This window comes from Bacillus sp. B15-48 (genome assembly GCF_016879755.1).
In the GTDB taxonomy this organism is placed as follows: domain Bacteria; phylum Bacillota; class Bacilli; order Bacillales; family Cytobacillaceae; genus Mesobacillus_B.
The window spans coordinates 600,204-624,387 of sequence record NZ_WOFU01000002.1 but is presented as its reverse complement, the minus strand read 5'-3'; the positions used below and the strand labels follow the sequence as shown (position 1 = coordinate 624,387).

Sequence of the window (24,184 nt, the reverse complement as noted above, 5' to 3'; positions counted from 1 at the left end):
GATATGCGAAAGGTTGGAATATTAGGTGGGACATTTAATCCGCCACATATAGGTCACCTAATCATAGCAAATGAGGTCTTCCATGCACTTGATTTAGAGGAAATCTGGTTTATGCCAAATCAGGATCCTCCTCATAAATTGAAGGAAGGGGTTGTCTCAGATCATCAAAGGGTGAGGATGCTCGAAATAATGGTCAGTGAGCATCCGAATTTTTTCGTTGAAACGCTTGAAATGGAGAGACAGGGTCCTTCATACACATATGAGACAATGCAAATTTTAACAGAGCGACATAAAGATATTCAATTTCATTTTATTATTGGTGCGGATATGATAGAGTATTTGCCAAAATGGCATCGAATAGAAGAATTGCAAGAGCTAATTAAGTTTGTTGGAGTCAATCGTCCCAAGCATTGTAGTGAAAGTGATTATAATATTCTTTTCATTGAAGTACCATCGATTGAAATTTCGTCATCCTTAATTAGACAAAGGTGTAAAGAGGGCGGCACGATTCGTTATTTGGTCCCTGAGCCAGTGAGGAAATATATAGAGGAGAATCTACTATATGGACCGTGAGATCGCATTACGAATTGTAAAAAAACAATTAACGGACCACCGATATAAACATACGCTTGGAGTTATGGAAACAGCGATTCAGTTAGCATTTAAAAATGATGTAAATGTAAAGCAGGCAGAACTGGCGGCTATTTTCCATGATTATGCCAAGTTCCGTCCGAAGGATGAAATGAAACAAATCATCCTTGAACAGGGGATGGATAAAGAGCTGCTAAATTTCAATAGTGAATTATGGCATGCACCTGTTGGAGCATATCTTGTAGAAAAAGAAGTTGGGATAAGTGATCCGGAAGTTATTGACGCGATTCGTTACCACACTTCAGGACGTCCGGGAATGACATTATTAGAAAAAGTCATTTATTTAGCAGATTATATAGAACCTGGAAGACATTTCCCAGGGGTGGATGAAGTCCGAGAATTGGCTCAAACGAATTTAGAGGAAGCGTTAATACAATCGGTAAAAAACTCGATTCAATTTTTGCTAAAGAAGAATCAACCTGTATACCCTGACACGATTTATACGTATAATGATTTAGTAAAATCTTAGGAGGCTTGATTGAATGAACGAACGGCAATTGCTACAAACAGCTGTAAAAGCAGCGGATGATAAACGAGCAGAGGATATCCTCGTTTTAAATATGAAAGGAATTTCCTTAGTTTCCGATTATTTTATGATTTGTCATGGGAACTCTGATAAACAAGTGCAAGCGATTGCTCGAGAAATTAAAGAAAAGGCTGAAGAAAATGGTTTTGAAATCAAACGAATTGAAGGGTTCGATGAAGCCCGGTGGGTTTTGATTGATTTAGGAGATACCATTGCCCATGTTTTCCACCGTGATGAACGGACATATTATAATTTAGAACGTCTTTGGGGAGATGCTCCAATTGAAAACATAGAGAGCGAGCTTAGTCAATGACCTATCAAAAATTTGCCTATCTATATGATACATTGATGGTGGATGTCCCTTATGATGGATGGGTGAACTGGGTCATCGATAGATCAAAAAAGTATGAAGTTAGCGGAAGCCGGTTAATGGATTTGGCTTGTGGAACAGGTGAGCTTTCCATACGGCTTGCAAAAGCAGGTTTTCAAGTTACAGGAATTGATTTATCAGAGGATATGCTTGCTGTTGCTCAGGCAAAAACAGAAGAAGAGGGATTGGAAATTCCCTATTACCATCAAGATATGACAGAGTTAACTGGTCTTAGTGAGTTTGATGTCGTTGGCATCTTTTGTGATTCGCTTAATTACATTTCAGAAGAAGTCGATGTTAAAAAAACGTTTGCAAAGGTTTACCAACATTTAAGCCCGGGCGGTTTATTTCTTTTTGATGTTCATTCTATATATAAAATGGATGTTATTTTTCAAAGTAGTCCATTCACCTATAATGATGAAGAAATAGCTTATATTTGGGACTGTTTTTCTGGAGAGTCGCCTCATAGTGTTGAACATGAACTCACTTTTTTCGTTTATGATGAGATGACAGGACAATATGATCGAGTCGATGAACACCATTTACAAAGAACTTTTGAACCGACAATGTATAAAATTTGGCTGGAAAATGCTGGGTTTGAATTGTTAGAGCTTACTGCTGATTTTTTACCTACTTTACCAAGTGATGATTCGGAACGAATCATGTTTGTGGCAAGAAAGAAGGATTTAAAGTAAAGGCAGAAAAAAACAAGTGCTTAATTATAAAGCACTTGTTTTTTTATTTTAAAAAAAGCAGGAGTTTTGTTCATTTATCGAGAAGTTTATTTTATACCAAATTGTTCTCTCGTTTTCCTTAAATCTTCCTCAAACTTTTCATGCGTTGCATTAAATAAAAGTTCAAAAACATCCCCTAGTTCATTTTCAAGAACTTTAATACCTTCTCCTGTAATTCCACCTTTGACACAGACCTTTTCCTGTAAGGTTGGCAATGTATAATACTCCTTCTTCAACAGCTCACCAAGACCAATTAACATTTCTCCTGTCAGTTTTGTTGCAGTTTCATAATTGATCTCGGTTTTTTTTACGGCAGCTGAGATGAATTGTTGACTGAGGTAGCTGAAAAAAGCAGGTCCACAGCTAACAATATCTGACGCAACTCTCGTAATATTTGAATCGATTTCAATTGGGGTTGAAAAATGCTTCAATAAACAGGTAAGTTCATGCTGCCAATAAGAACTGCATTTTTCTCCAAAAGAAACTAAAGATACCCCTGCAAGTGCTCTATTTGTAATACTTGGTATTACTCTAGCAACAGAACAAGTAACTATACTCTCTAATTGCTTCACGCTAATTGGACTAGTAATGGAGATGAGGCATTTATCCTCATTTAGAACAGAGTTAAGTTCTTGAACTAAAGGGTAGACGTCATGTGGTTTTACACAAACAAAAATGGCATCTGCTTTCTCTACCACTTCTGCTGCGGTTGTTCCAACGGTAATCTCTGGGTATGCTTTTTTTAAATCAGTCGCTTTCATCAATGTTCGATTCGTAATGATCATTGAAGAAGGGGAAACAGCATTCCCATCAATCAGGGCTTCAGTTAATATCCTCCCCATATTACCGGTGCCAATAATCCCTATTTTCAAAGTCCCTTCCCTCCTTCACGCAGTTCCATTCCTTACTCCTAACAACTTATGTCTCATTAGGAAAAAATATACCAAGATTAAGAAAGGTGGATAAAGATGGTTGATTGGTTGAATGAAAATAAACGAATGATAATAGCAGTTTTCATTGTGCTTGTTTTTTTAGCCTATGGATATCATTTATATTCTGTTGATCAAGGGGTGTTTGAGACGAATGAGGAATGGGGACTTCCTGAAATAACAGAGGAAAAGCCACAGAATATGGAATCTCGTACAGAAGAAATAATTAGTAAGGTGGTTATGATGGCAGAAGTGAAAGGAGCTGTAGCGAATCCTGGAGTTTATGAAGTCGATGAAAGCGAACGAATCATTCAACTAATTGAAAAGGCAGGGGGACTCACAAAAGATGCTGACTCATCAGCGATAAATTTTGCATTGAAAGTCGCTGATGAGATGAGTATATATGTTCCGATAATTGGTGAAGAAGCGCCAGCATTCTTAAGTGAGGATTTTACAGGAGGTGTGAGTCTCTCAAGTGAAACGAACTCAAAGATTAATCTAAATTCGGCAACAGCTAGTGAACTTGAGACATTGCCTGGCATCGGTCCTGCTAAATCGGCGGCTATTATTGAATTTAGAGAAACGAACGGACCTTTCAAAAGTATTGATGAGCTGAAATTAATTTCAGGAATTGGGGAGAAAACTTTTGAGAAATTACAAGACTTTATTTCTGTGAAATAAGAAATTGCAGATGTGCATGGAAACAAGTAAACTAAAAAAGAAAAGGTGAATGGAAGGAGAAGCATCATGGAACGCATTTCATGGAATGAATATTTTATGGTACAGAGTCAATTGCTTGCGCTACGTAGTACTTGTACAAGATTAGCGGTTGGAGCAACAATTGTAAGAGACAAGCGAATTATTGCTGGAGGATACAATGGCTCAATTGCAGGAGGGGAGCATTGTATTGATGAAGGATGCTATGTCATCGATAATCATTGTATCCGTACAATTCATGCAGAAATGAATGCTCTCTTGCAATGTGCTAAGTTCGGTGTTCCTACAGCTGATGCTGAGATTTATGTTACTCATTTCCCGTGTTTGCAATGTTGTAAAGCGATTATTCAAGCTGGTATTAAAACTGTGTATTATGCTGAAGACTATAAAAACCATCCATATGCGATGGAATTGTTTGAAAAAGCAGGGGTTAATACAGAACAAGTCCATAGTCGAAAAGTCCTTTTAGAAGAACGGGATTAAAATGAGAGGGAATTGCATTTATGTAGCAATTATTGCGATTTTAGCTCTTCTAACTGTTTTTGAAAATGCTTTTGCATTTAGTTTTGTTTTTCTTGCGTTTTATCTTATTTTATTCATTTATAAAAAATTCACGTATCGGCAATTAAGCTTTTTTTTGATTGTGTATCTGTTCTTTATCCATGTAGCCAATTTATCCGAAGGAGCGCAAGAATCAGTATTCAGTGGAAAGGAAACGAGTTTTACGATTCGTATTATTGACGAGGTTAAATTTGACGGCGACAGGTTATCCGCTCTCGTAGAAATTCTTCCTGAACGTGAAAAGGCGATGTTGAGTTATCGTATCCGTTCCTCCCAGGAAAAGGTCTCTTTAAAAGAGACCATATATCCTGGAACAAAAATTTTCCTTGCTGGTAGTCTTAAACAACCAGGTCAATCAAGAAATCCAAATGGTTTTAACTACCAGCAATATTTACAAAGAAAGAATATTTATTGGATGCTTGAACCGGAAGAAATAGATTTAAATCGAATATCGCATGGGAAAAGAAATATATTAACGATTTTGCGAACATATAGACAAAAAGAGGTTCAAACATTTGCTGATCATCTTGAGGAAGAAACTGCCGCAATCTTTTCTGCACTATTATTTGGTGATCGGCAATTAATGAGTCCAGAAACAAAAGACAGTTATACAAAAAACGGTACGGTTCATCTGTTGGCGATTTCAGGTTTGCATGTTGGCCTGCTTACAGGTATGGTTTTTTATTTGCTGCTTTTCTTTGGAGTAACGAAGGAAAAGGCAGAACTTTCCCTAATCATCTTGCTTCCGCTTTATGCCATCTTAACTGGATTAGCACCTTCGGTCATGCGCGCTGCAACAATGCTTTTAATTTTTTTGCTTTTACGAAGATGGAAACTTAGAATTCCCCCCATTGACATCCTCTCAATTACATGTTTGTTGCTAATCACCTTATCTCCAATGATCATTTATGAGCCAGGGTTCCAACTATCATTTTTTGTAAGTTTGGCACTTATTCTTTCTGCAGGAAGAATTATTTGCCGATTTTCATCTTATCTTTCTAGAATAGCTGTAGTCTCCATTATCTCCCACTTAACAAGTATCCCCATTATTATCAATTATTTTTATGAGATTTCATTGATTGCCGTCGTCTCAAATTTGCTATTTGTTCCGCTTTTTTCAATCATTCTTCTTCCTTTGATTTTGGTTGTATATTTCATTCAACTTGTTTTTCCATTTGCTCTAGATTTGTTGCTTCCGCTCATTACAAAATTAATTTTGTTGACGAATACTTTTTCCTATTCCTTTGCCTCGTTGCCAATGTCTTCTCTTATTATAGGTAAACCTGCTAGCGTTCAATTGTTCATTTACATTGTTACATTAGTGGTTACATTTATTTGGTGGGAAAAGAAATATTTTAGCCACAGTAAGCTTCTTTTCTTATTTGTCCTTCCATTCCTTCCAATCTTCATTCAACTTGTGTCTCCTTACCTTTCACCGTATGGAAAGATTGTTTTTGTCGATGTTGGTCAAGGTGATAGCATTCTTATACAGCTTCCTTATCAACGTGGTACTTACGTAATTGATACTGGAGGGACGATTACTTTTAATAGAGAAGATTGGCAAAGCCGTAGAGATGCTTATGAAGTTGGAAAAGATGTGCTCGTTCCATATTTGAAAAGCGAAGGGATTAGAAAAATCGATAAGCTTATTTTAACTCATGGGGATATGGATCATATTGGCGGAGCGATTGCGTTAATCTCTGAATTAAAAATTAAGGAAATCATGTTGCCAGTTGCGAGCGAACGATCGGAGAAGGAAATTGAAATTTTAGAAATGGCCATGAGAAAAAAGATTAAAGTAGAAATTGTCGGAAAGGGGCATGGTTGGTATGTTGAAGACAATCGGTTTCTGGTGCTTAGCCCGATGGAGGAGCTTTCAAAGAAGAACGATGGATCGATTGTTATTTGGGCACAGGTTGGCGGGAAAACATGGCTATTTACTGGTGACTTAGAGCAAAGCGGGGAGGAACAGCTAATAACTGTCTTTCGTGATCTGAAGGTTGATTTTTTAAAGGTAGGGCATCATGGCAGTAATTCATCAACTTCTCAACTTTTTCTCGATACGATTTTACCAGAGGTTGCTGTTATTACTGTGGGTCGTGGAAATCGTTACGGGCACCCACATAAAGATGTACTTGAACGGTTAGAAGAGGGGAATGTTGAAATTTATCGTACGGATCAAAACGGTGCAATTTTGTATCTTTTTAAAGGAAAAAATGGAACCTTTCGTACTTGGATTCCATAGGATGTAATTAAACCATCAGTCTTAAGATAACAAAAAAGAGACTGCCATTAGGCAATCCCCACCATTCAAGCAAAGTAAGTATTTATTAACTTCCAATCACTTGAATCACTGTTGCAATGATGAACATCGTTGCAAAAAAAACAAATGAAACGATGAAACCAACTCCTGCATCAACAATATCATGTCGTTTATTATTGATATTCTTTTCAAATTGATTCATTAGCCCATCCCCCTCCTATTTTCAGATTTAGTATAGACGATTTTTTGTGAAAATACCAGTGTAGTAAAGCGTTTTCTAATATTCTAACATGGTGCACCGTTGTTATATAAGTTACCCGGGGCTTATATACAACGTTTACTATAAATTGTGGAATCGCTAGATTAAATTTGGCGATTCCGCATGCTTGCCAAACGGACCAAGCTTCTTTACGATAGAAAGAGGAAATTGAATGAACGGAGCGAGGAGAACAGGTGCTACATATTTGGAAAGAAATCAACAAACAGAAAATTGAACCTATTTATTTATTGTATGGGACCGAATCGTTCTTAATTAATGAAACGAAGCAACTGCTGATAAAAAATGTGTTACGGGAAGAGGAAATCGATTTTAATTTTTCCAGTTACGATCTCGAAGAAACCCCAATCGAAGCAGCAGTAGAAGATGCGGAAACTTTTCCATTTATGGGAGAAAAAAGGCTGATTTTTCTTCAAAATCCAGTTTTTTTAACTTCAGAAAAGCAAAAGGGGAAAGTAGAACATAATTTATCTAGACTTGAAGCTTATTTGTCAGAGCCATCCCCTTATTCAGTTGTCGTTTTTGCTGCTCCCTATGAAAAATTAGATGAAAGGAAAAAAATTACGAAAGCATTAAAACGAAAGGCAATCGTTGGAGAGGCAAAAACACTTGGTGAAGCTGACTTGAAATCATGGATAAAAAACAGGGCGAATAGCAATGGTGTAAGTATTAAGATAGAAGCAATTGAGATGATGCTAACTCTTGCTGGACCCAATCTTTTTATGCTTGCGAGTGAAGTCGACAAGCTGGTCATGTATGCTGGAGAAGCAAAAGAGATTGATTCGAACATGGTGGACAAGCTCGTGGCGAGATCACTTGAACAAAATATTTTTTCGCTAATCGATAAAATCGTTCATCGTAATATCGAAGACGCATTACGTATTTATTATGATTTACTTAAACAAAATGAGGAGCCAATCAAAATATTAGCGCTAATGGCAGGGCAGTTTCGTTTGATTTATCAAGTAAAAGAATTAAGTCGAAAAGGTTATGGACAGCAACAAATGGCAGGTTTTTTGAAAGCCCATCCTTATCGTGTAAAGTTGGCAGCTGGGCAGGCTAAGTATTTTTCCGATGAAGAATTGACGAAAATTATAAAAATGATTGCTAATGCCGATTTTCAGATGAAAACAGGCGGAATGAAAAAGGAATTATTGGTTGAAATGATCGTGTTACAGCTTAATCGATCGTAAAGAATTGATGAAAAAGCGCCAACCATTTGTACGTGTTTGGCGCTTAGTGTTTTTGTGTATACAAAATAAAAAACGACCCTTTACAAGTGGTCGTTTTTGTATGTTCTCAAACGAATCGTTTGATGAAAAAATTAACCGTTTGCGTTCAATTTTTTCATTAAGCGAGATTTTTTGCGGGCAGCTGCGTTTTTATGGATAAGTCCTTTAGTAGCAGCTTTGTCAAGCTTGCTTGCAGCAGCAGCAAATGCTGTGTTTGCTTCGCTATCGTTATTAACGATTGCAGCTTCAGCTTTTTTTACAGCGGTACGCATCGCAGATTTAACTGTAATGTTTTGTGCTCTATTAGCTTCACTAACTTTTACACGTTTAATAGCAGATTTAATGTTTGGCATTCCGTTCACCTCCTAAAAGCGTCGAGAATTAATGGAACTCGACCTTTCCAGTACGTTTTCTTAATTGTTAAGAACAAGAGATATTTTATCATTCAGCAGTCAATAATGCAATACTCTTCATTGATTTCACTTCGTTTTAAGTGAAATGTTTTTATTTTTTATTTTCGAAAATGATAAAACATATTCGTTTTGAATGAAGTTTTACATTATAGGAAAAGATAGGAAATAATTATTGGAGGAGGGTGCATAATGAAAGATTCAATTGATTTAAGTATGTATTCAGTCAGAACTGATTTAGCAATTGAAGCTCGGGAAATGGCAGTCACTGAACGAGTGGCGACTGTACAAGATGAATCGGATGTGTCACATCTTGAAGGTGTAATTATAAAAGAAAAAGAAGAGAATGATATAAAAATTTCTTCGGTGGAAGTTACAAGTGAGGGAGAAAAAATCATTGGGAAAAAAAGCGGCAAATATTTAACCATTGAAGTTCTTGGTATTCGCCAACAAGATAGTGAACTTCAAAGAAAAGTTCAGACTGTATTTGCTTCTGAGTTTGCAAATTTCCTTAAGCAAAAAGGAATTGGGAAAGATGCTAAGTGTCTCATTGTAGGTTTAGGGAATTGGAATGTGACCCCTGATGCGCTTGGACCGATTGTTTGTGAGAATTTACTCGTAACTCGTCACTTATATGAATTGCAACCTGAACATGTTGAGGATGGATATCGTCCAGTCAGCGCGTTAGCTCCAGGGGTTATGGGACTCACTGGAATCGAAACGAGTGATATTATTTACGGTGTAGTTGAAAAAACAAAACCAGACTTTGTCATTGCCATCGATGCTTTAGCTTCCAGGTCAATTGAAAGAGTAAACAGTACAATCCAAATTTCAGATACAGGGATTCATCCAGGGTCCGGAGTTGGAAACAAACGAAAGGAAATTAGTCAAGAAACTCTTGGAGTACCAGTCATTGCCATTGGAGTTCCAACCGTTGTTGATGCTGTTTCAATTACAAGTGATGCGATAGACTTTATCTTAAAACATTTTGGCAAAGAAATGCGCGAAGGAGATCGTCCATCTAGGTCGTTAGTTCCAGCGGGAATGACCTTTGGAAAGAAAAAGAAACTTACGGATAAGGACTTGCCAGAGGAAGAACAAAGACAAACATTTTTAGGAATGGTCGGAACACTTGAAGAAGAAGAAAAGCGGAAATTAATCTATGAAGTTCTTGCGCCATTGGGACATAATTTGATGGTTACACCTAAAGAGGTAGATGTTTTTATTGAAGACATGGCAAACTTAATCGCGAGTGGATTGAATGCTGCCTTACATTCTAAAGTAAACGAAGATAATGTGGGAAGTTATACTCATTAAATCATGTAACTGTCTTTTGTAGAACGTTTTTTGTTTTATGTTCTATCTTTTCTAGTAAAGTCATATGAATTACTAGACTTGCTAAAAGAGGTGGAACGGTGAAACGTTTAAAAGGACGAGGAATGATTGTAACTGTTCAAGGGACAAGCCTACTAAGAGTAGCATTGTTTTTTATATTTTTTCTTATCGCTGTCTTTACTTTAAGTGGAATGTTGACTTCTTTAAAGCCGGAGTTACGAATCACATCTGCTTCAATTAATCATGCAGCAGACACGATTGATGGCGAGGCATTATACCGGCTAATGGGTTGGGAAAATCATCAATTTTTGCAATCTCTCCCAGAAACTGAGAAAACAATTCGTTTATCAAGCTTAGCTTTCGAACTATCAACGAATATTAGTTTAGATGATCCTAGAAGTTTTCTTGGCAGAGAACTTCCAGGATTTGATTTATTTGATGGGAAAATATTAGTAGCAGGGGAAGGAACGAATTATACGAATATGCCGATAGAGTCTGCACCTCCCCTTGAAGTGCTTCAAGCGGAGCAGGAGGCGGCTTTAAAGAATACGGAAGATATTAACACTGGGGAAGGGAGTGGTGGAGGCTCCGTAGCGCCACCGAATTCAACGGGGGACCAAAAGGTAGTCTATCTTTATTTTTCCCATAATCGTGAGTCTTTCCTGCCTTACTTAGAAGGGGTAACAAATCCAGATCATGCCTATCATTCACAAGTAAATGTAACGAATATCGGTGACCGATTAAAAGAAAGTCTTGTGGCGAAAGGGATTGGCACGACTGTAGATAAAACCGATATAATGGGCCAGTTAAATGAGAAAGGGCTGAGGTTTAGTCAAGCCTACCAGGAATCTAGAGGCGTTGTTCAGGAGGCGATGACAGGAAGTCGTGATTTAACCTATTTTATTGATATTCATCGTGATAGCAGACGCAAAAAAGATACAACGATCACAATCGATGGAGAATCATATGCAAAGCTAGCTTTCGTTATTGGTGGCAATAACCAAAACTATGAGAAGAATTTAAAATTTGCATCCGAACTGCATCATTTATTGGAAGAGAACTATAAAGGTTTGAGTCGAGGCATCATTGAAAATAAGGGCGCTGGTATGAATGGAGTGTACAATCAAGATTTATCACAAAATGTATTATTAGTAGAGTTTGGTGGGGTGGATAATACATTCGAGGAGCTTTACCGATCAGCAGATGCACTAGCCGATGTATTCAGTGAATACTATTGGCAAGCAGAACAAGTGGATGCACAACTAAATCATTAATTTTTGCCAGGCTAGGGTGATAAAAGATGAAATTATTTATGCTGAAAACCTTTCTATTAGCGTGTATCATGTTCGTTTGCGTATTGACGGGAATGCAGCTTGCAAATAATGGAATTCACGATATGAAGGGTTATGAGGATCCTAGTTTTCAATCGGCCTTTATAGTAAAGGAAAATGAAAAAGGAAAAAATGAAACGACCATTTTCGGAAATAATGTCTCTAGTCATGATTTACAGAAGAAACGAGAGCAATTAGAGAAGATGGAAACATTTAATTTCTTTTCTTCAATAGGAAAAAAAATCGCCGAAGGAATCGAATCTACTGTAACAAAATCGCTAGATATCATAACAAAATAACAAAAAGCAGCGGGGATACACTTGCTGCTTTTCTTCTGCACTTTATGATTAATAAGCGGTTCGTATGGGCCACTTCCGCTTTTGTAATTGAATCTTCAATTCCCTGCTGATATAATCAAAAAATAGTGTGTATGCGCGAGTAAGGTAGGAGTGAAGCAACAATGAGTAGAGAAGAAAGATTGAAACAACAATCTAGGATCCGTAATTTTTCAATTATTGCCCATATTGACCATGGGAAATCGACACTTGCAGATCGTATCCTTGAAAAAACAAATGCTTTAACATCAAGGGAAATGAAGGAACAGCTCCTGGATTCGATGGACTTAGAGCGTGAACGTGGTATAACAATTAAATTAAATTCTGTCCAATTGAAATACAAGGCATCCGATGGAGAACTTTATACCTTTCATTTAATTGATACCCCTGGACATGTCGATTTTACGTACGAAGTGTCTAGAAGTCTTGCTGCTTGTGAGGGGGCAATTCTTGTAGTTGATGCTGCTCAAGGGATTGAAGCACAGACGCTTGCCAATGTTTATTTGGCGTTAGACAATGACTTGGAAATCTTACCGGTTATTAATAAAATTGACCTTCCAAGTGCTGACCCTGAGCGAGTTAGAGGTGAAATTGAAGATGTCATTGGGCTAGATGCGTCTGAAGCTGTACTGGCGTCTGCGAAGGCAGGAATAGGGATTGAAGAAATCCTTGAAGAAATTGTCAAAAAGGTCCCTGCACCAGAAGGCGATCCTGACGCTCCATTAAAAGCACTAATCTTTGACTCTTTATATGACGCTTACCGTGGCGTTGTGGCTTATATACGCGTCGTTGATGGAACCGTTAAAGCTGGCGACAAAATTAAAATGATGGCGACTGGAAAAGAGTTTGAAGTGACGGAAGTTGGAGTCTTTAATCCAAAACCAGTCCTGGTTGATGAGTTATCAGTTGGTGATGTTGGCTTTTTGACTGCGGCGATTAAAAACGTCGGTGACACAAGTGTCGGGGATACGATAACAAATGCGAAAAACGGTGCGACTCAGCCTTTGCCTGGCTATCGTAAATTAAATCCAATGGTATATTGCGGGCTTTATCCAATTGATACAGCGAGATTTAATGATTTAAGAGAAGCGCTAGAAAAACTGGAATTAAATGATTCTGCCTTGCAATATGAACCGGAAACTTCACAGGCGTTAGGATTTGGCTTTCGCTGTGGGTTTCTTGGGTTGCTTCATATGGAAATCATTCAGGAACGGATTGAAAGGGAATTTAAAATTGATCTAATTACAACGGCACCAAGTGTTATTTATCATGTGGTTATGACTGATGGATCTGAAATAAAGGTAGATAATCCTTCGAATATGCCAGATCCACAAAAAATTGATCGCATTGAAGAACCATATGTAAAAGCTACGATGATGGCCCCAAATGATTTTGTAGGACCAATCATGGAAATATGCCAGGATAAGCGTGGAGTTTTTATTGATATGCAATACTTGGACGAAACTCGTGTTAGTATCGTCTATGAAATTCCGCTATCTGAAATTGTTTATGACTTTTTCGATCAGTTAAAATCAAACACAAAAGGGTATGCCTCTTTTGATTATGAATTAATTGGTTATAAGCCATCTACCCTTGTGAAAATGGACATTTTGCTTAATGCAGAAAAAGTGGACGCTCTCAGTTTTATTGTGCATAGAGACTTTGCCTATGAACGTGGAAAAGTCATTGTTGAAAAGCTTAAAGAACTGATTCCTAGACAGCAATTCGAAGTTCCTATACAAGCAGCGATCGGTACAAAAATTGTCGCCCGTTCATCGATAAAAGCGATCCGTAAAAACGTATTAGCAAAATGTTATGGTGGAGATATCTCCAGAAAGAGAAAGTTATTGGAAAAGCAAAAAGAAGGAAAAAAACGAATGAAGCAAGTAGGTTCTGTTGAAGTACCTCAAGAAGCATTCATGGCTGTGCTTAAGATGGATGACAATAATTTGAAAAAATAAAATATAAAGGAGAGGTTAGACCGGGGTTATTGGACTCAACCGGTTCTAGCCTCTTTTTTAAAAAACAGGAAGTGATGATTTGATACAAGCAGCCTATATCCATATTCCCTTTTGTCACCATATTTGCCATTATTGCGATTTTAATAAAGTATTAATGGATAGGCAGCCGATTGGAGAATATTTATCTAGCCTTGAAAAAGAAATAAAAATGACGGTTGCTGATTTCCCAGATAATGAGCTTCAATCCATTTTTGTCGGTGGAGGGACACCTACAGCTTTAAATGCGAACCAACTTGATTCCCTTGTTCGAATAATTAGGGAGCATCTTCCGGTTAATGAGAGGACAGAATTTACATTTGAAGCAAACCCTGGTGATTTAACGAAGGAAAAAATGACCATTTTAAAATCTGCAGGAGTCAACCGTTTAAGCTTTGGTGTGCAATCGTTTAATGATGAGCTCTTAAAATCGATTGGGCGCTCGCATCGAGCAGCAGATGTATTTCAGTCGATTGAGACAGCTAAAACTACTGGTTTTGAAAATATAAGTGTTGATTTGATCTATAGTTTGCCCGAACAATCGCTTGAAGAGTTTAAGTCGACATTAAGAACTGCGTTGGAATTAAATTTAGTTCATTACTCAGGTTATTCGCTCATTATTGAACCGAAAACGGTTTTTTATAACTTAATGAATCGCGGAAAGCTTCACTTGCCTAGTGAGGAAACAGAGGCGGCAATGTATGAGTTGCTAATGGATGAAATGGAAAAAAAAGGGTTAAGGCAATATGAAATTAGTAATTTTGCTGTACGAGGATATGAAAGCAAACATAATTTAACTTATTGGAATAATGACGAATACTTCGGGTTTGGTGCCGGAGCACATAGTTATGTCGATGGGTATCGCAGGTCTAATTATGGCCCGCTAAAAAAATATATCGATCCGTTACAAAACGGCAAGTATCCATTATTGGAAAATCACCAAACTACAAAGGCTGAACAAATGGAAGAAGAGATGTTTCTTGGATTAAGAAAAACAGAAGGTGTGTCTGTTTGGAAATTCACAGAAAAATTTAAAGTAAATCCCCTTCATTTATTCGAACAGGAAATAAATGATTTGTCAGCAAAAAGTTTAATTGAGTATACAGATGAATTTATCCGGCTAACACGCCAAGGGCGCTTGTTAGGGAATGAAGTCTTCCAGGCATTTTTACAGTAGCTTAAAAAAAGTATGTTGTTACGGAGAGGATGCAGGTAGTTTCTCTAGATCAAACCATTGACAATAGCGCATATTATTGATAATTTATTATTAGATTTAGCACTCGTTAACAAAGAGTGCTAACAGGGGTGATGATTGTTGTTAACAGACCGACAAGTATTGATTTTACAGGTAATTGTTGATGACTTTATTCGTACCGCTCAACCGGTAGGTTCTAGGAGTCTGTCGAAAAAGGAAGAAATCTTATTCAGTTCTGCTACAATTCGCAATGAAATGGCTGACTTAGAGGAATTAGGTTTTATTGAAAAGACGCATACTTCTTCAGGGAGAATTCCTTCCGAAAAAGGGTATCGTTACTATGTGGACCATTTGCTCCCTCCACAAAAATTAAAAAAGACCGAAATACAATCCGTCCGTTCAATCTTTGCTGAGCAGATTTATGAACTTGAAAAAATTGTTCAAAGATCAGCAAAAATCCTTTCGGAGTTGACCAGTTATACGTCGATTGTCCTTGGTCCTACCGTTAATGAAAACAAGCTAAAAAAACTGCAAATTATTCCATTAAATCAAGATACTGCGATTGCCATTATTGTCACTGATACAGGGCATGTCGAAAATCGAACATTCCACTTTCCAGGGAGTATTGACCCTAGTGATGTAGAAAAAATGGTCAATATTTTAAATGAACGTTTAACAGGCGTTTCACTCGTCCATCTAAATGAACACATATATAAAGAGGTAGCAAATATTTTAAGACAGCATATAAAAAATTATGACGTCTTAATGAATTCCTTTTCTGAAGCGTTGGCCATCCCGGCTAGTGAAAAAGTATTTTTCGGCGGAAAAACAAACATGTTGAACCAGCCTGAATTCAATGACATCGGTAAAATACGTGGTTTAATGTCAATGATTGAACATGAGGATGGAATTTCACAACTTATTCGTGAAAATCCTAAGGGCATTAACGTAAAAATCGGCCGGGAAAATAATAATTCAGCAATGGAAAATTGCAGTTTAATTACCGCTACTTACTCAATTGGAGATGAAAAGCTTGGAACAGTTGCAGTTTTAGGACCAACAAGGATGGAATATTCAAGAGTGATTAGTTTGCTTCGATTTATCAGTTCAGATTTATCAAAGGTCCTGACAGATTTGTATCAAAATAAATAAGCATGGAAATATTGTTAAGGGTGGAACACAACACGCAGTTCCATCCATTAACATTTAAAATGACGAAGCAGATGAAAACGATAGTGTTAATCTTTAAAGGGAGGTGAGTTAGTACATGGAAGAGAAAAATAATATGGCTCCGGAATTGGAGTGTGAGCAAAATCAACAGGAAAAAGTTGTTGAAGAAGTAGCTGCTGAAGGAAAGGCTGCAAATGCTGATCAAGTCGAAGTGGAAAATGAAGAGGATTTGAAGACAAAAGTGTCTGAATTACAAGCGAAACTTGAGGAAGCAGATAATCGTTACCTTCGTCTTCAGGCAGATTTTGATAATTTCCGCCGCCGTTCGAGGTTGGACCTTGAGGCAAGCGCCAAATATAGAGCACAAAGTCTTGTGACGGACTTATTGCCGGCACTTGACAATTTTGAAAGGGCCCTGCAAATGGAACCAGAAAATGAACAATCAAAATCCCTTTTAAAAGGAATGGAGATGGTTTATCAAAGTCTTTTAACTGCGTTGAAAAACGAGGGTGTTGAACAGATTGAAGCGGTTGGGCAGGAGTTTGACCCGCATCGTCATCAGGCTGTGATGCAGGATAATGATGAAAACTTTGGTTCTAATATCGTAGTGGCTGAATTACAAAAAGGCTATATTTTAAAGGACCGAGTGATTCGTCCTTCAATGGTAAAAGTGAATCAATAGATTGCTTACATAATAGTGGGGAGGTATTATTTTCCATGAGTAAAATTATTGGAATAGATTTAGGAACAACGAACTCTTGTGTTTCCGTACTTGAAGGTGGGGAACCTAAGGTCGTCCCAAATCCAGAGGGAAATCGAACAACTCCATCTGTCGTTGCTTTTAAAAATGGGGAACGTCAAGTTGGAGAAGTAGCTAAACGTCAAAGTATTACAAATCCAAATACAATAATGTCTGTTAAACGTCATATGGGTACATCTCATACAGAGGAAGTTGAAGGAAAAAAATACACTCCGCAGGAAGTTTCTGCGATTATTCTTCAATATCTAAAATCGTACGCAGAAGATTATTTGGGGGAGTCTGTTACAAAAGCTGTGATCACAGTTCCTGCATATTTTAATGATGCTGAGCGTCAGGCAACAAAAGATGCAGGGAAAATTGCTGGTCTTGAAGTAGAACGAATTATAAATGAACCAACAGCTGCTGCTCTTGCGTATGGCTTAGATAAGATGGAAGAGGACCAAACCATTCTTGTTTACGATCTTGGTGGCGGAACATTTGATGTTTCAATCCTTGAGCTTGGCGATGGTGTATTTGAAGTTAAATCAACTGCTGGTGATAATCGCCTTGGTGGAGATGACTTTGACCAAGTAATCATTGATTATTTAGTCGCAGAGTTCAAAAAGGATAATGGAATTGATCTTTCTAAAGATAAAATGGCTGGACAGCGTTTAAAGGATGCTGCTGAAAAAGCGAAAAAAGATCTTTCTGGTGTTACATCTACACAAATTTCATTGCCGTTTATCACGGCTGGCGAAGCTGGCCCCCTTCATTTAGAAGTGAATTTAACTCGTGCCAAATTTGAAGAACTTTCATCAAATCTTGTTGAACGGACAATGGGACCAACTCGTCAAGCATTACAAGATGCAGGGTTAAGTGCATCTGAAATTGATAAGGTTATCCTTGTGGGTGGTTCTACGCGAATCCCTGCCGTACAGGAAGCAATCAAAAAACAAATTGGCAAAGAGCCTCATAAAGGCGTTAACCCTGATGAAGTCGTAGCCATGGGTGCTGCTATTCAAGGTGGAGTTATTACTGGGGACGTTAAGGATGTCGTTTTACTTGATGTAACTTCCCTTTCCCTTGGAATTGAGACAATGGGTGGAGTATTCACAAAATTAATTGATCGAAATACAACTATTCCGACATCAAAGTCACAAACGTTCTCAACTGCAGCTGATAATCAAACAGCTGTTGATATCCATGTGCTTCAAGGAGAACGTCCGATGGCTGGCGATAATAAAACATTAGGACGCTTCCAATTGGCCGATATTCCTCCAGCACCTCGTGGAATTCCACAAATCGAAGTAAGTTTTGATATCGATAAAAACGGAATTGTCAACGTTCGTGCAAAAGATCTTGGTACAAACAAAGAGCAGGCAATCACGATTAAATCTGCAACAAGTCTTTCTGATGAAGAAATTGAAAAAATGGTTAGAGAAGCTGAGGAAAATGCAGAAGCGGATAAACAACGTAAAGAGGAAGTTGAACTTCGTAACGAAGCTGATCAGCTCGTATTTACAACCGAAAAGACGCTTAAAGATCTTGAAGGGAAAGTAGATGAGGCTGAAGTAACTAAAGCAAACGAAGCGAAAGATGAACTGAAAGCCGCGATCGAGAAAAATGATCTTGAAGAGATTCGTACGAAAAAAGATGCATTGCAGGAAATTGTTCAAGCTCTGACAATGAAGCTTTATGAGCAGGCGCAACAGCAAGCCCAAGGACAAGATGGGTCTTCTACAGCGAATGATGATAATGTTGTCGATGCAGAGTTCGAGGAAGTCGACGATAACAAGAAGTAAGCAGCATAAATCTCAAAGTTGAAGTCAAAGTCAGGTCTTCCTTGGCTTTGGCTTTTTCTTTGATTAGTCCCTTCTTGGCGAGTCGAAAAAGGAAAGGGAAATGACAGCCCATGGACTCAGGGGACCATGTGTAAAATGTGGTTTATCGTGCATTCAGTCATTATCTGTTGCGCTTCTTGAACGTTGAATGGTAAAATTACGTTTATGTGAAAAGGATCGGGAGTGTTTATCATGAGTAAACGGGACTACTATGACGTTTTAGGTGTAAGTAAAGGAGCATCTAAGGACGAAATTAAGAAAGCTTATCGTAAATTATCAAAAAAATACCATCCAGATATTAATAAAGAACCTGATGCAGATGAAAAATTCAAGGAAGTTAAAGAAGCTTACGAAATGCTTAGCGATGATCAAAAGCGTGCCCACTATGATCAATTTGGTCACACAGACCCAAATCAAGGTTTCGGTGGTGGAGACTTTGGCGGTGGTTTCGGTGGATTTGAAGATATTTTCAATACGTTTTTTGGTGGCGGTGGCGGCGGTAGACGGAGAGATCCAAATGCTCCAAGACAAGGTGCCGATCTTCAGTATTCGATGACGTTATCCTTTGAAGAAGCCGTTTTTGGGAAGGAAACAGATATTGAAATTCCACGTGAAGAAACATGTGATACTTGTAGTGGATCAGGTGCTAAGCCAGGAACAAAGGTTGAAACGTGTAGTCATTGTCATGGAAGCGGTCAATTAAATATCGAACAAAATACACCGTTTGGCAGGATTGTAAATCGCCGTGTATGTTCATACTGTAATGGGACAGGGAAAGAAATAAAAGAAAAATGCCGTACATGTTCAGGAAACGGTAAAGTGAGTAAGCGACAAAAAATACATGTAAAAATTCCTGCTGGTGTTGATGATGGTCAGCAACTCAGAGTAGCGGGTAAAGGAGAGCCGGGAATTAATGGCGGTCCTGCAGGTGATTTATACATTGTCTTCCATATTCGTTCTCATGAATTCTTTGAAAGAGATGGGGACGACATATACTGTGAAATGCCGATTACTTTTGTCCAAACCGCATTGGGAGATGAAATTGAAATCCCAACTGTACATGGCAAAGTAAAATTGAAGGTGCCAGCTGGAACGCAAACTGGAACAAGATTCCGTTTAAAGGGAAAAGGCGTTCCAAATGTAAGAGGTTATGGTACAGGCGATCAACATATTATTGTGAAGGTTGTTACACCAACGAAGCTGTCTGAAAAGCAGAAACAATTATTGCGAGAATTTGCCGATATTAGCGGACAGGTTCCTCTAGGAGAACAAGAAGAGGGGTTCTTCTCAAAAGTTAAAAGAGCCTTTAAGGGTGAGTAGTGAAGGAGCGGATTTAAATGAAATGGTCTGAAATTGGCATTTTAACGTCAAATGAGGCGATTGAGCCAATCTCAAATATTTTACATGAAGCAGGAGCTAGCGGTGTTGTTATCGAAGATCCGTTAGAACTAATAAAAGAGAGAGAGGACCAATTCGGTGAAATCTATCAGCTCAATCCTGATGATTACCCTGAAGAAGGAGTAATCATCAAAGCTTATTTACCTATTAACAGTTTTCTTGGTGAAACAGTAGAAGCGATCAAATCTGCAATTAATAACTTAGTTCTCTTTGATATTGATATTGGGAAAAATAAAGTTTCACTTGCTGAAGTTCATGAAGAAGAATGGGCAACCGCTTGGAAAAAATATTATTACCCAGTAAAAATTTCTGAGAAATTTACGATAGTTCCAACATGGGAAGAATATACCCCAGGAAACGAGGATGAGTTAATTATTGAGCTTGATCCTGGCATGGCTTTTGGGACAGGGACCCACCCGACCACCGTTCTATGTATTCAGGCACTTGAACGAACAGTCAAGCAAGGTGACCAAATCATTGATGTGGGCACAGGGTCAGGTGTCTTGAGTATTGCAGCGGCAAAACTTGGAGCAGCACGGGTCCAAGCGTTAGATTTGGATGAAGTAGCTGTAAATGTAGCTAGATTAAACACGGAACTGAATAAAGTACATCATGTGGTCGACGTTCGGCAAAATAACCTTTTAGACGGGATAGATGGTCCAGTGGATCTTGTCGTCGCGAATATTTTAGCAGAAGTAATTCTACGATTTGTAGATGATGCAAGCCGAATAATAAAAAAGAATGGATATTTTATTTCCTCTGGAATCATTCAACAAAAAAAGGAAATCGTTATGGAAGCACTCATCAATGCTGGTTTTATGATTGAAGAAGTGATTACGATGGAAGATTGGGTGTCAATTATTGCGAAAAAGTGATTTTAGAAAAGGGGCATTTCTTCCACGCCCTTTTTCTTTTGGTGGGAAAATTTGTTGAATTGGATGCGGAAGAAGGGAGGTTGGAAGAGTGCAACGCTATTTTGTGAACAGTCCCACAGAAGATGAACAGTTTCACATTGTTGGTGATGATTACCATCACCTCGTTCGGGTTATGAGAATGAAGCAGGGAAACCAAATTATATGTGTTTCAACACACGGTGAAAGCGCACTATGTGAAATTGCAGAAATTACCGCTGAAAAAGTAGTTGCGAACGTTGTAAAATGGAATGAGGATTCTTCTGAACTGCCCGTCCGCATCACAATTGCGAGCGGACTGCCGAAAGGGGATAAACTAGATTGGATTATTCAAAAAGGGACGGAACTAGGAGCTCGTCGCTTTGTTCCTTTTAAAGCAGCTCGCTCAATAGTTAAATGGGATGAGAAAAAGAGTAGCAAAAAAATAGAACGATGGGGAAAAATTGCGAAAGAAGCTGCTGAGCAGTCGCATCGTAACTTTATTCCTACAATCGATTTCATAAATACCTTAAATGATCTAGTTGCCTATGGAGTTACGTACGATTATAAGCTAATTGCCTATGAGGAAGAAGCAAAGCAGGGAGAATCTTCGTTATTATATGAAGTTTTCCAAAAGATGCGTGCAAATGAATCGCTATTAATTATATTTGGTCCTGAGGGAGGACTTACAGAAAAAGAGGTATCTTTTTTACAAGAGAACGGCTTCGTTTCTTGTAGTCTAGGACCACGAATTTTAAGAACGGAAACGGCTCCTTTATACTTACTTTCCGCCGCTTCCTATCATTTTGAATTAATGAGGTGAAGTTTATGCCTACAGTTGCTTTTCATACGCTTGGCTGTAAAGTGAATCATTATGAAACCGAGGCAATCTGGCAATTATTTAAAGAACAGGACTATGATCGTGTTGAATTTGAAGCAACGGCAGACGTATATGTGATTAATACATGTACAGTTACGAATACAGGAGATAAAAAAAGTCGTCAAGTCATTCGACGCGCGGTTCGAAAAAATCCAGATGCGGTCATTTGCGTAACTGGATGCTACGCGCAAACATCGCCAGCAGAAATTATCGCTATACCTGGAGTAGATATTGTTGTCGGTACACAAGATCGTGTAAAGATGCTTGATTATATCGAACAATATAAAACAGAGAGACAACCAATTAATGGTGTACGTAATATTATGAAAAGTCGTGTATACGAAGAAATGGATGTACCTGCGTTTACCGATCGAACAAGAGCATCTTTAAAAATTCAAGAAGGATGTAATAACTTTTGTACATTCTGTATTATCCCTTGGGCTCGCGGTTTAATGAGATCTAGGGACCCACAGGAAGTCATTCATCAAGCCCAACAGCTTGTTGATGCTGGTTATAAAGAAATAGTATTAACAGGCATTCATACTGGTGGGTACGGTGAAGATATGAAAGATTATAATTTGGCAAGATTATTAGCTGATCTTGAAGCGAATGTACAGGGGCTAAAACGCCTTCGCATATCTTCCATCGAGGCTAGTCAAATTACGGACGAAGTTATAGATGTAATTGACAAATCCAATATTATCGTTCGTCATTTACACATTCCGATTCAATCAGGCTCAAATACGGTATTAAAACGAATGAGACGTAAATATACGATGGAGTTCTTTGCTGAACGTTTAACTCGCCTGAAAGAAGTGCTTCCTGGCTTAGCCATTACATCTGATGTGATTGTCGGCTTCCCTGGGGAAACGGAAGAAGAGTTTATGGAAACTTATCATTTTATTAAGGAACATAGATTTTCTGAACTTCATGTTTTTCCATATTCAAAACGAACAGGTACTCCAGCAGCAAGGATGGATAACCAAGTTGCTGAAGAGGTTAAAAACGAACGAGTACATCGCTTAATTACCTTATCAGACCAATTAGCAAAAGAATATGCATCTCAATTTGAAAATGAAGTGCTTGAAGTGATTCCGGAAGAAAAATTTAAAGATAAAGATGGATATTTTGTCGGTTATACTGATAATTATTTAAAAGTGATTCTTCCTGCTACAGAAGACATGGTAGGGAAAATTGTGAAGGTAAAGCTTGAAAAAGTAGGGTATCCATTCAACGAAGGGCGGTTTGTCCGTATACTAGACGAAGAAACCGTTTCGGGGAAAGCTGTTATATAAATAATAAAGGACTGCCACGGCAGTCTTTTATTATTTACCGTGTAAATAGATAATCATTTTTCCAAACTGATTGGCCACTGGGAGAACAAGGAGCGATGAAATGACATTATATAGAACACTCGCATGTGCCAATTGAACTTCCATTCTCTCAGCTGTAAACGGAGCAATGCGAGCGTAATCGTCAATCAACGGGAAAAACAAAAGCATACCGGCAAAATTTAACCAAAAATGAGCATATGCGGTTAATTTCGCATCCTTTCCAGCGCCCGTAGCGGCAAGGAGAGCCGTTGCGCATGTCCCTATATTTGCTCCTAATATGGCAGCGAGGGCAGAGGAAAATTCCATCGTTCCTTCCGCTAAAAAACCCATTAATATTCCTGACATCGCTGTACTTGATTGAATAAGCGCTGTTAAAATGGTGCCTGTTGCTAGACTAAAAAATAAATTGGTATTCATCTCGTTAAGAGCTTGTTCAATGAGCGGCAGGGAAGTTAAGGGGTCAGCTAGAAAGGAAAAACCTCGCATGGCGGCGAAAACGGAAGCCATACCAAAAAGAATTTTCCCAATATTCTGTTTTTTTACAGTTTTCGTTACCATAAGTATTGCACCGATAATGGCTAATGGGACAATAAAAACGTCAAGATCTATTGTAATCATTTCAAGTGTAAAGGTTGTCCCAATATTAGAACCGAGAATAACGCCAATCGATTGCCGGAACGTCATCAGGCCAGCTCCTATTAGACCGATTGTAAGGACCATAACTGCTGAACTACTATGGAGAAAGGCGGTGACGATTGCACCTGCAAGCAAGCCCTTCAAAGGGGTATCAGTCATTTTTGCGAGCCAAACCTTCATTGAGTCTGCAGATAGGCTAAAAAGGCCTTGTCTTAGGGTCATCATTCCAAAAAGAAACACTAAAATAAAAAGAATAAACAAAGCGATAAAAATCATTGAAATCACCCTCTCTGTTTATACTTATGAGCGTTCACTATGGACATGCCGGAATTTTTATTCGAATTAACTTTTTTCATAAATATACAATCTGTACTTAATTTCAGTTGACCAATATCCACTGTTATATTATAATTGCAAAGTACATGGTTTCCAT

The 24,184-nt window shown here is 38.1% G+C and carries 24 protein-coding genes; 20 read left to right on the top strand and 4 right to left on the bottom strand.

Going from position 1 to position 24,184, the window contains the following annotated elements; all coding sequences use genetic code 11:
* Window positions 1–3: 3 nt before the first annotated feature.
* From GNT69_RS08680 to GNT69_RS08665, 4 genes are read left to right on the top strand one after another with little or no spacing between them, the layout of a single operon-like run.
* Window positions 4–573, top strand: coding sequence for a nicotinate-nucleotide adenylyltransferase (locus GNT69_RS08680; protein WP_203554552.1), 570 nt, complete (start codon window positions 4–6; stop codon window positions 571–573).
* Complete coding sequence (yqeK, locus tag GNT69_RS08675) at window positions 563–1,120, top strand: bis(5'-nucleosyl)-tetraphosphatase (symmetrical) YqeK (protein ID WP_203554551.1); 558 nt, start codon at window positions 563–565, stop codon at window positions 1,118–1,120. Before GNT69_RS08680 ends, yqeK begins: the two co-directional genes overlap by 11 nt.
* Window positions 1,121–1,133: 13 nt before the next feature.
* Window positions 1,134–1,490 carry a ribosome silencing factor gene (gene rsfS / locus GNT69_RS08670; RefSeq protein ID WP_203554550.1) on the top strand — a complete coding sequence of 119 codons (357 nt, stop codon included), beginning with the start codon at window positions 1,134–1,136 and terminating at the stop codon, window positions 1,488–1,490.
* A complete protein-coding gene (locus GNT69_RS08665) occupies window positions 1,487–2,242 on the top strand; it encodes a class I SAM-dependent DNA methyltransferase (RefSeq protein ID WP_203554549.1) in 756 nt (251 codons plus the stop codon). The genes rsfS and GNT69_RS08665 overlap by 4 nt, the downstream gene beginning before the upstream one ends.
* Before the next feature lie 86 nt (window positions 2,243–2,328).
* Here the strand turns inward: GNT69_RS08665 and comER are convergent, their stop codons facing one another.
* Entirely contained in the window at window positions 2,329–3,153 is an 825-nt protein-coding gene (gene comER, locus GNT69_RS08660; protein ID WP_203554548.1) for a late competence protein ComER, read from the bottom strand.
* Window positions 3,154–3,249: 96 nt separating this feature from the next.
* On the opposite strand from comER, the gene GNT69_RS08655 reads away from it, so the two are divergent.
* From GNT69_RS08655 to GNT69_RS08645, 3 genes are all read left to right on the top strand, one after another.
* The gene (locus tag GNT69_RS08655) at window positions 3,250–3,891 is read left to right on the top strand and encodes a helix-hairpin-helix domain-containing protein (protein WP_203554547.1); all 642 of its coding nucleotides are present in this window, start codon (window positions 3,250–3,252) and stop codon (window positions 3,889–3,891) included.
* A gap of 66 nt (window positions 3,892–3,957) precedes the next feature.
* Window positions 3,958–4,410 carry a ComE operon protein 2 gene (locus GNT69_RS08650; protein ID WP_203554546.1) on the top strand — a complete coding sequence of 151 codons (453 nt, stop codon included), beginning with the start codon at window positions 3,958–3,960 and terminating at the stop codon, window positions 4,408–4,410.
* A gap of 1 nt (window position 4,411) precedes the next feature.
* Window positions 4,412–6,733, top strand: coding sequence for a DNA internalization-related competence protein ComEC/Rec2 (locus GNT69_RS08645; protein WP_203554545.1), 2,322 nt, complete (start codon window positions 4,412–4,414; stop codon window positions 6,731–6,733).
* Between the two features lie 85 nt (window positions 6,734–6,818).
* Here GNT69_RS08645 and GNT69_RS08640 read toward each other — a convergent pair whose 3' ends face one another.
* Window positions 6,819–6,953, bottom strand: a complete 135-nt coding sequence (locus GNT69_RS08640) for a YqzM family protein (protein WP_203554544.1) — start codon at window positions 6,951–6,953, stop codon at window positions 6,819–6,821.
* A gap of 251 nt (window positions 6,954–7,204) precedes the next feature.
* Here GNT69_RS08640 and holA point away from each other — a divergent pair, with 251 nt between their 5' ends.
* Window positions 7,205–8,221: a DNA polymerase III subunit delta gene (gene holA / locus GNT69_RS08635; protein ID WP_203554543.1), complete on the top strand. Its 1,017-nt coding sequence runs from the start codon at window positions 7,205–7,207 to the stop codon at window positions 8,219–8,221.
* A 131-nt stretch (window positions 8,222–8,352) separates the two neighbouring features.
* Here the strand turns inward: holA and rpsT are convergent, their stop codons facing one another.
* Entirely contained in the window at window positions 8,353–8,613 is a 261-nt protein-coding gene (gene rpsT / locus GNT69_RS08630; RefSeq protein WP_203554542.1) for a 30S ribosomal protein S20, read from the bottom strand.
* Window positions 8,614–8,862: 249 nt separating this feature from the next.
* On the opposite strand from rpsT, the gene gpr reads away from it, so the two are divergent.
* The 12 genes from gpr (at window position 8,863) to mtaB (ending at window position 23,076) form a co-directional block, all read left to right on the top strand.
* The gene (gene gpr, locus GNT69_RS08625; RefSeq protein WP_203554541.1) at window positions 8,863–9,987 is read left to right on the top strand and encodes a GPR endopeptidase; all 1,125 of its coding nucleotides are present in this window, start codon (window positions 8,863–8,865) and stop codon (window positions 9,985–9,987) included.
* A 98-nt stretch (window positions 9,988–10,085) separates the two neighbouring features.
* Window positions 10,086–11,279, top strand: a complete 1,194-nt coding sequence (gene spoIIP, locus GNT69_RS08620; protein WP_203554540.1) for a stage II sporulation protein P — start codon at window positions 10,086–10,088, stop codon at window positions 11,277–11,279.
* Between the two features lie 26 nt (window positions 11,280–11,305).
* Entirely contained in the window at window positions 11,306–11,635 is a 330-nt protein-coding gene (locus tag GNT69_RS08615) for a YqxA family protein (RefSeq protein WP_203554539.1), read from the top strand.
* 161 nt (window positions 11,636–11,796) lie between these two features.
* Window positions 11,797–13,632, top strand: a complete 1,836-nt coding sequence (gene lepA, locus GNT69_RS08610; RefSeq protein ID WP_203554538.1) for a translation elongation factor 4 — start codon at window positions 11,797–11,799, stop codon at window positions 13,630–13,632.
* A gap of 79 nt (window positions 13,633–13,711) precedes the next feature.
* Entirely contained in the window at window positions 13,712–14,845 is a 1,134-nt protein-coding gene (gene hemW, locus GNT69_RS08605) for a radical SAM family heme chaperone HemW (protein WP_203554537.1), read from the top strand.
* A 138-nt stretch (window positions 14,846–14,983) separates the two neighbouring features.
* Complete coding sequence (gene hrcA / locus GNT69_RS08600; protein WP_203554536.1) at window positions 14,984–16,015, top strand: heat-inducible transcriptional repressor HrcA; 1,032 nt, start codon at window positions 14,984–14,986, stop codon at window positions 16,013–16,015.
* A 115-nt stretch (window positions 16,016–16,130) separates the two neighbouring features.
* On the top strand, window positions 16,131–16,715 hold the full coding sequence (gene grpE / locus GNT69_RS08595) for a nucleotide exchange factor GrpE (protein WP_203554535.1): 585 nt from the start codon (window positions 16,131–16,133) through the stop codon (window positions 16,713–16,715).
* Window positions 16,716–16,750: 35 nt separating this feature from the next.
* A complete protein-coding gene (gene dnaK, locus GNT69_RS08590; protein WP_203554534.1) occupies window positions 16,751–18,574 on the top strand; it encodes a molecular chaperone DnaK in 1,824 nt (607 codons plus the stop codon).
* A 231-nt stretch (window positions 18,575–18,805) separates the two neighbouring features.
* Window positions 18,806–19,933 (top strand): molecular chaperone DnaJ, encoded by a 1,128-nt coding sequence (gene dnaJ / locus GNT69_RS08585; RefSeq protein WP_203554533.1) that lies wholly within the window; start codon window positions 18,806–18,808, stop codon window positions 19,931–19,933.
* 17 nt (window positions 19,934–19,950) lie between these two features.
* On the top strand, window positions 19,951–20,886 hold the full coding sequence (gene prmA, locus GNT69_RS08580; protein ID WP_203554532.1) for a 50S ribosomal protein L11 methyltransferase: 936 nt from the start codon (window positions 19,951–19,953) through the stop codon (window positions 20,884–20,886).
* Window positions 20,887–20,974: 88 nt separating this feature from the next.
* Complete coding sequence (locus tag GNT69_RS08575; protein WP_203554531.1) at window positions 20,975–21,724, top strand: 16S rRNA (uracil(1498)-N(3))-methyltransferase; 750 nt, start codon at window positions 20,975–20,977, stop codon at window positions 21,722–21,724.
* A gap of 5 nt (window positions 21,725–21,729) precedes the next feature.
* Window positions 21,730–23,076, top strand: a complete 1,347-nt coding sequence (gene mtaB / locus GNT69_RS08570; RefSeq protein WP_203554530.1) for a tRNA (N(6)-L-threonylcarbamoyladenosine(37)-C(2))-methylthiotransferase MtaB — start codon at window positions 21,730–21,732, stop codon at window positions 23,074–23,076.
* Window positions 23,077–23,106: 30 nt separating this feature from the next.
* Here the strand turns inward: mtaB and GNT69_RS08565 are convergent, their stop codons facing one another.
* Window positions 23,107–24,027 (bottom strand): Na/Pi symporter, encoded by a 921-nt coding sequence (locus GNT69_RS08565; RefSeq protein WP_203554529.1) that lies wholly within the window; start codon window positions 24,025–24,027, stop codon window positions 23,107–23,109.
* Window positions 24,028–24,184: the final 157 nt, after the last annotated feature.

Coding starts and splice junctions, on each gene's coding strand:
- GNT69_RS08680 (WP_203554552.1), top strand. CDS start 4: ATGCGAAAGGTTGGAATATTAGGTGGGACATTTAATCCGCCACATATA.
- yqeK (WP_203554551.1), top strand. CDS start 563: ATGGACCGTGAGATCGCATTACGAATTGTAAAAAAACAATTAACGGAC.
- rsfS (WP_203554550.1), top strand. CDS start 1,134: ATGAACGAACGGCAATTGCTACAAACAGCTGTAAAAGCAGCGGATGAT.
- GNT69_RS08665 (WP_203554549.1), top strand. CDS start 1,487: ATGACCTATCAAAAATTTGCCTATCTATATGATACATTGATGGTGGAT.
- GNT69_RS08655 (WP_203554547.1), top strand. CDS start 3,250: ATGGTTGATTGGTTGAATGAAAATAAACGAATGATAATAGCAGTTTTC.
- GNT69_RS08650 (WP_203554546.1), top strand. CDS start 3,958: ATGGAACGCATTTCATGGAATGAATATTTTATGGTACAGAGTCAATTG.
- GNT69_RS08645 (WP_203554545.1), top strand. CDS start 4,412: ATGAGAGGGAATTGCATTTATGTAGCAATTATTGCGATTTTAGCTCTT.
- GNT69_RS08640 (WP_203554544.1), bottom strand. CDS start 6,953: ATGAATCAATTTGAAAAGAATATCAATAATAAACGACATGATATTGTT.
- rpsT (WP_203554542.1), bottom strand. CDS start 8,613: ATGCCAAACATTAAATCTGCTATTAAACGTGTAAAAGTTAGTGAAGCT.
- gpr (WP_203554541.1), top strand. CDS start 8,863: ATGAAAGATTCAATTGATTTAAGTATGTATTCAGTCAGAACTGATTTA.
- GNT69_RS08615 (WP_203554539.1), top strand. CDS start 11,306: ATGAAATTATTTATGCTGAAAACCTTTCTATTAGCGTGTATCATGTTC.
- lepA (WP_203554538.1), top strand. CDS start 11,797: ATGAGTAGAGAAGAAAGATTGAAACAACAATCTAGGATCCGTAATTTT.
- grpE (WP_203554535.1), top strand. CDS start 16,131: ATGGAAGAGAAAAATAATATGGCTCCGGAATTGGAGTGTGAGCAAAAT.
- dnaK (WP_203554534.1), top strand. CDS start 16,751: ATGAGTAAAATTATTGGAATAGATTTAGGAACAACGAACTCTTGTGTT.
- dnaJ (WP_203554533.1), top strand. CDS start 18,806: ATGAGTAAACGGGACTACTATGACGTTTTAGGTGTAAGTAAAGGAGCA.
- prmA (WP_203554532.1), top strand. CDS start 19,951: ATGAAATGGTCTGAAATTGGCATTTTAACGTCAAATGAGGCGATTGAG.
- mtaB (WP_203554530.1), top strand. CDS start 21,730: ATGCCTACAGTTGCTTTTCATACGCTTGGCTGTAAAGTGAATCATTAT.
- GNT69_RS08565 (WP_203554529.1), bottom strand. CDS start 24,027: ATGATTTTTATCGCTTTGTTTATTCTTTTTATTTTAGTGTTTCTTTTT.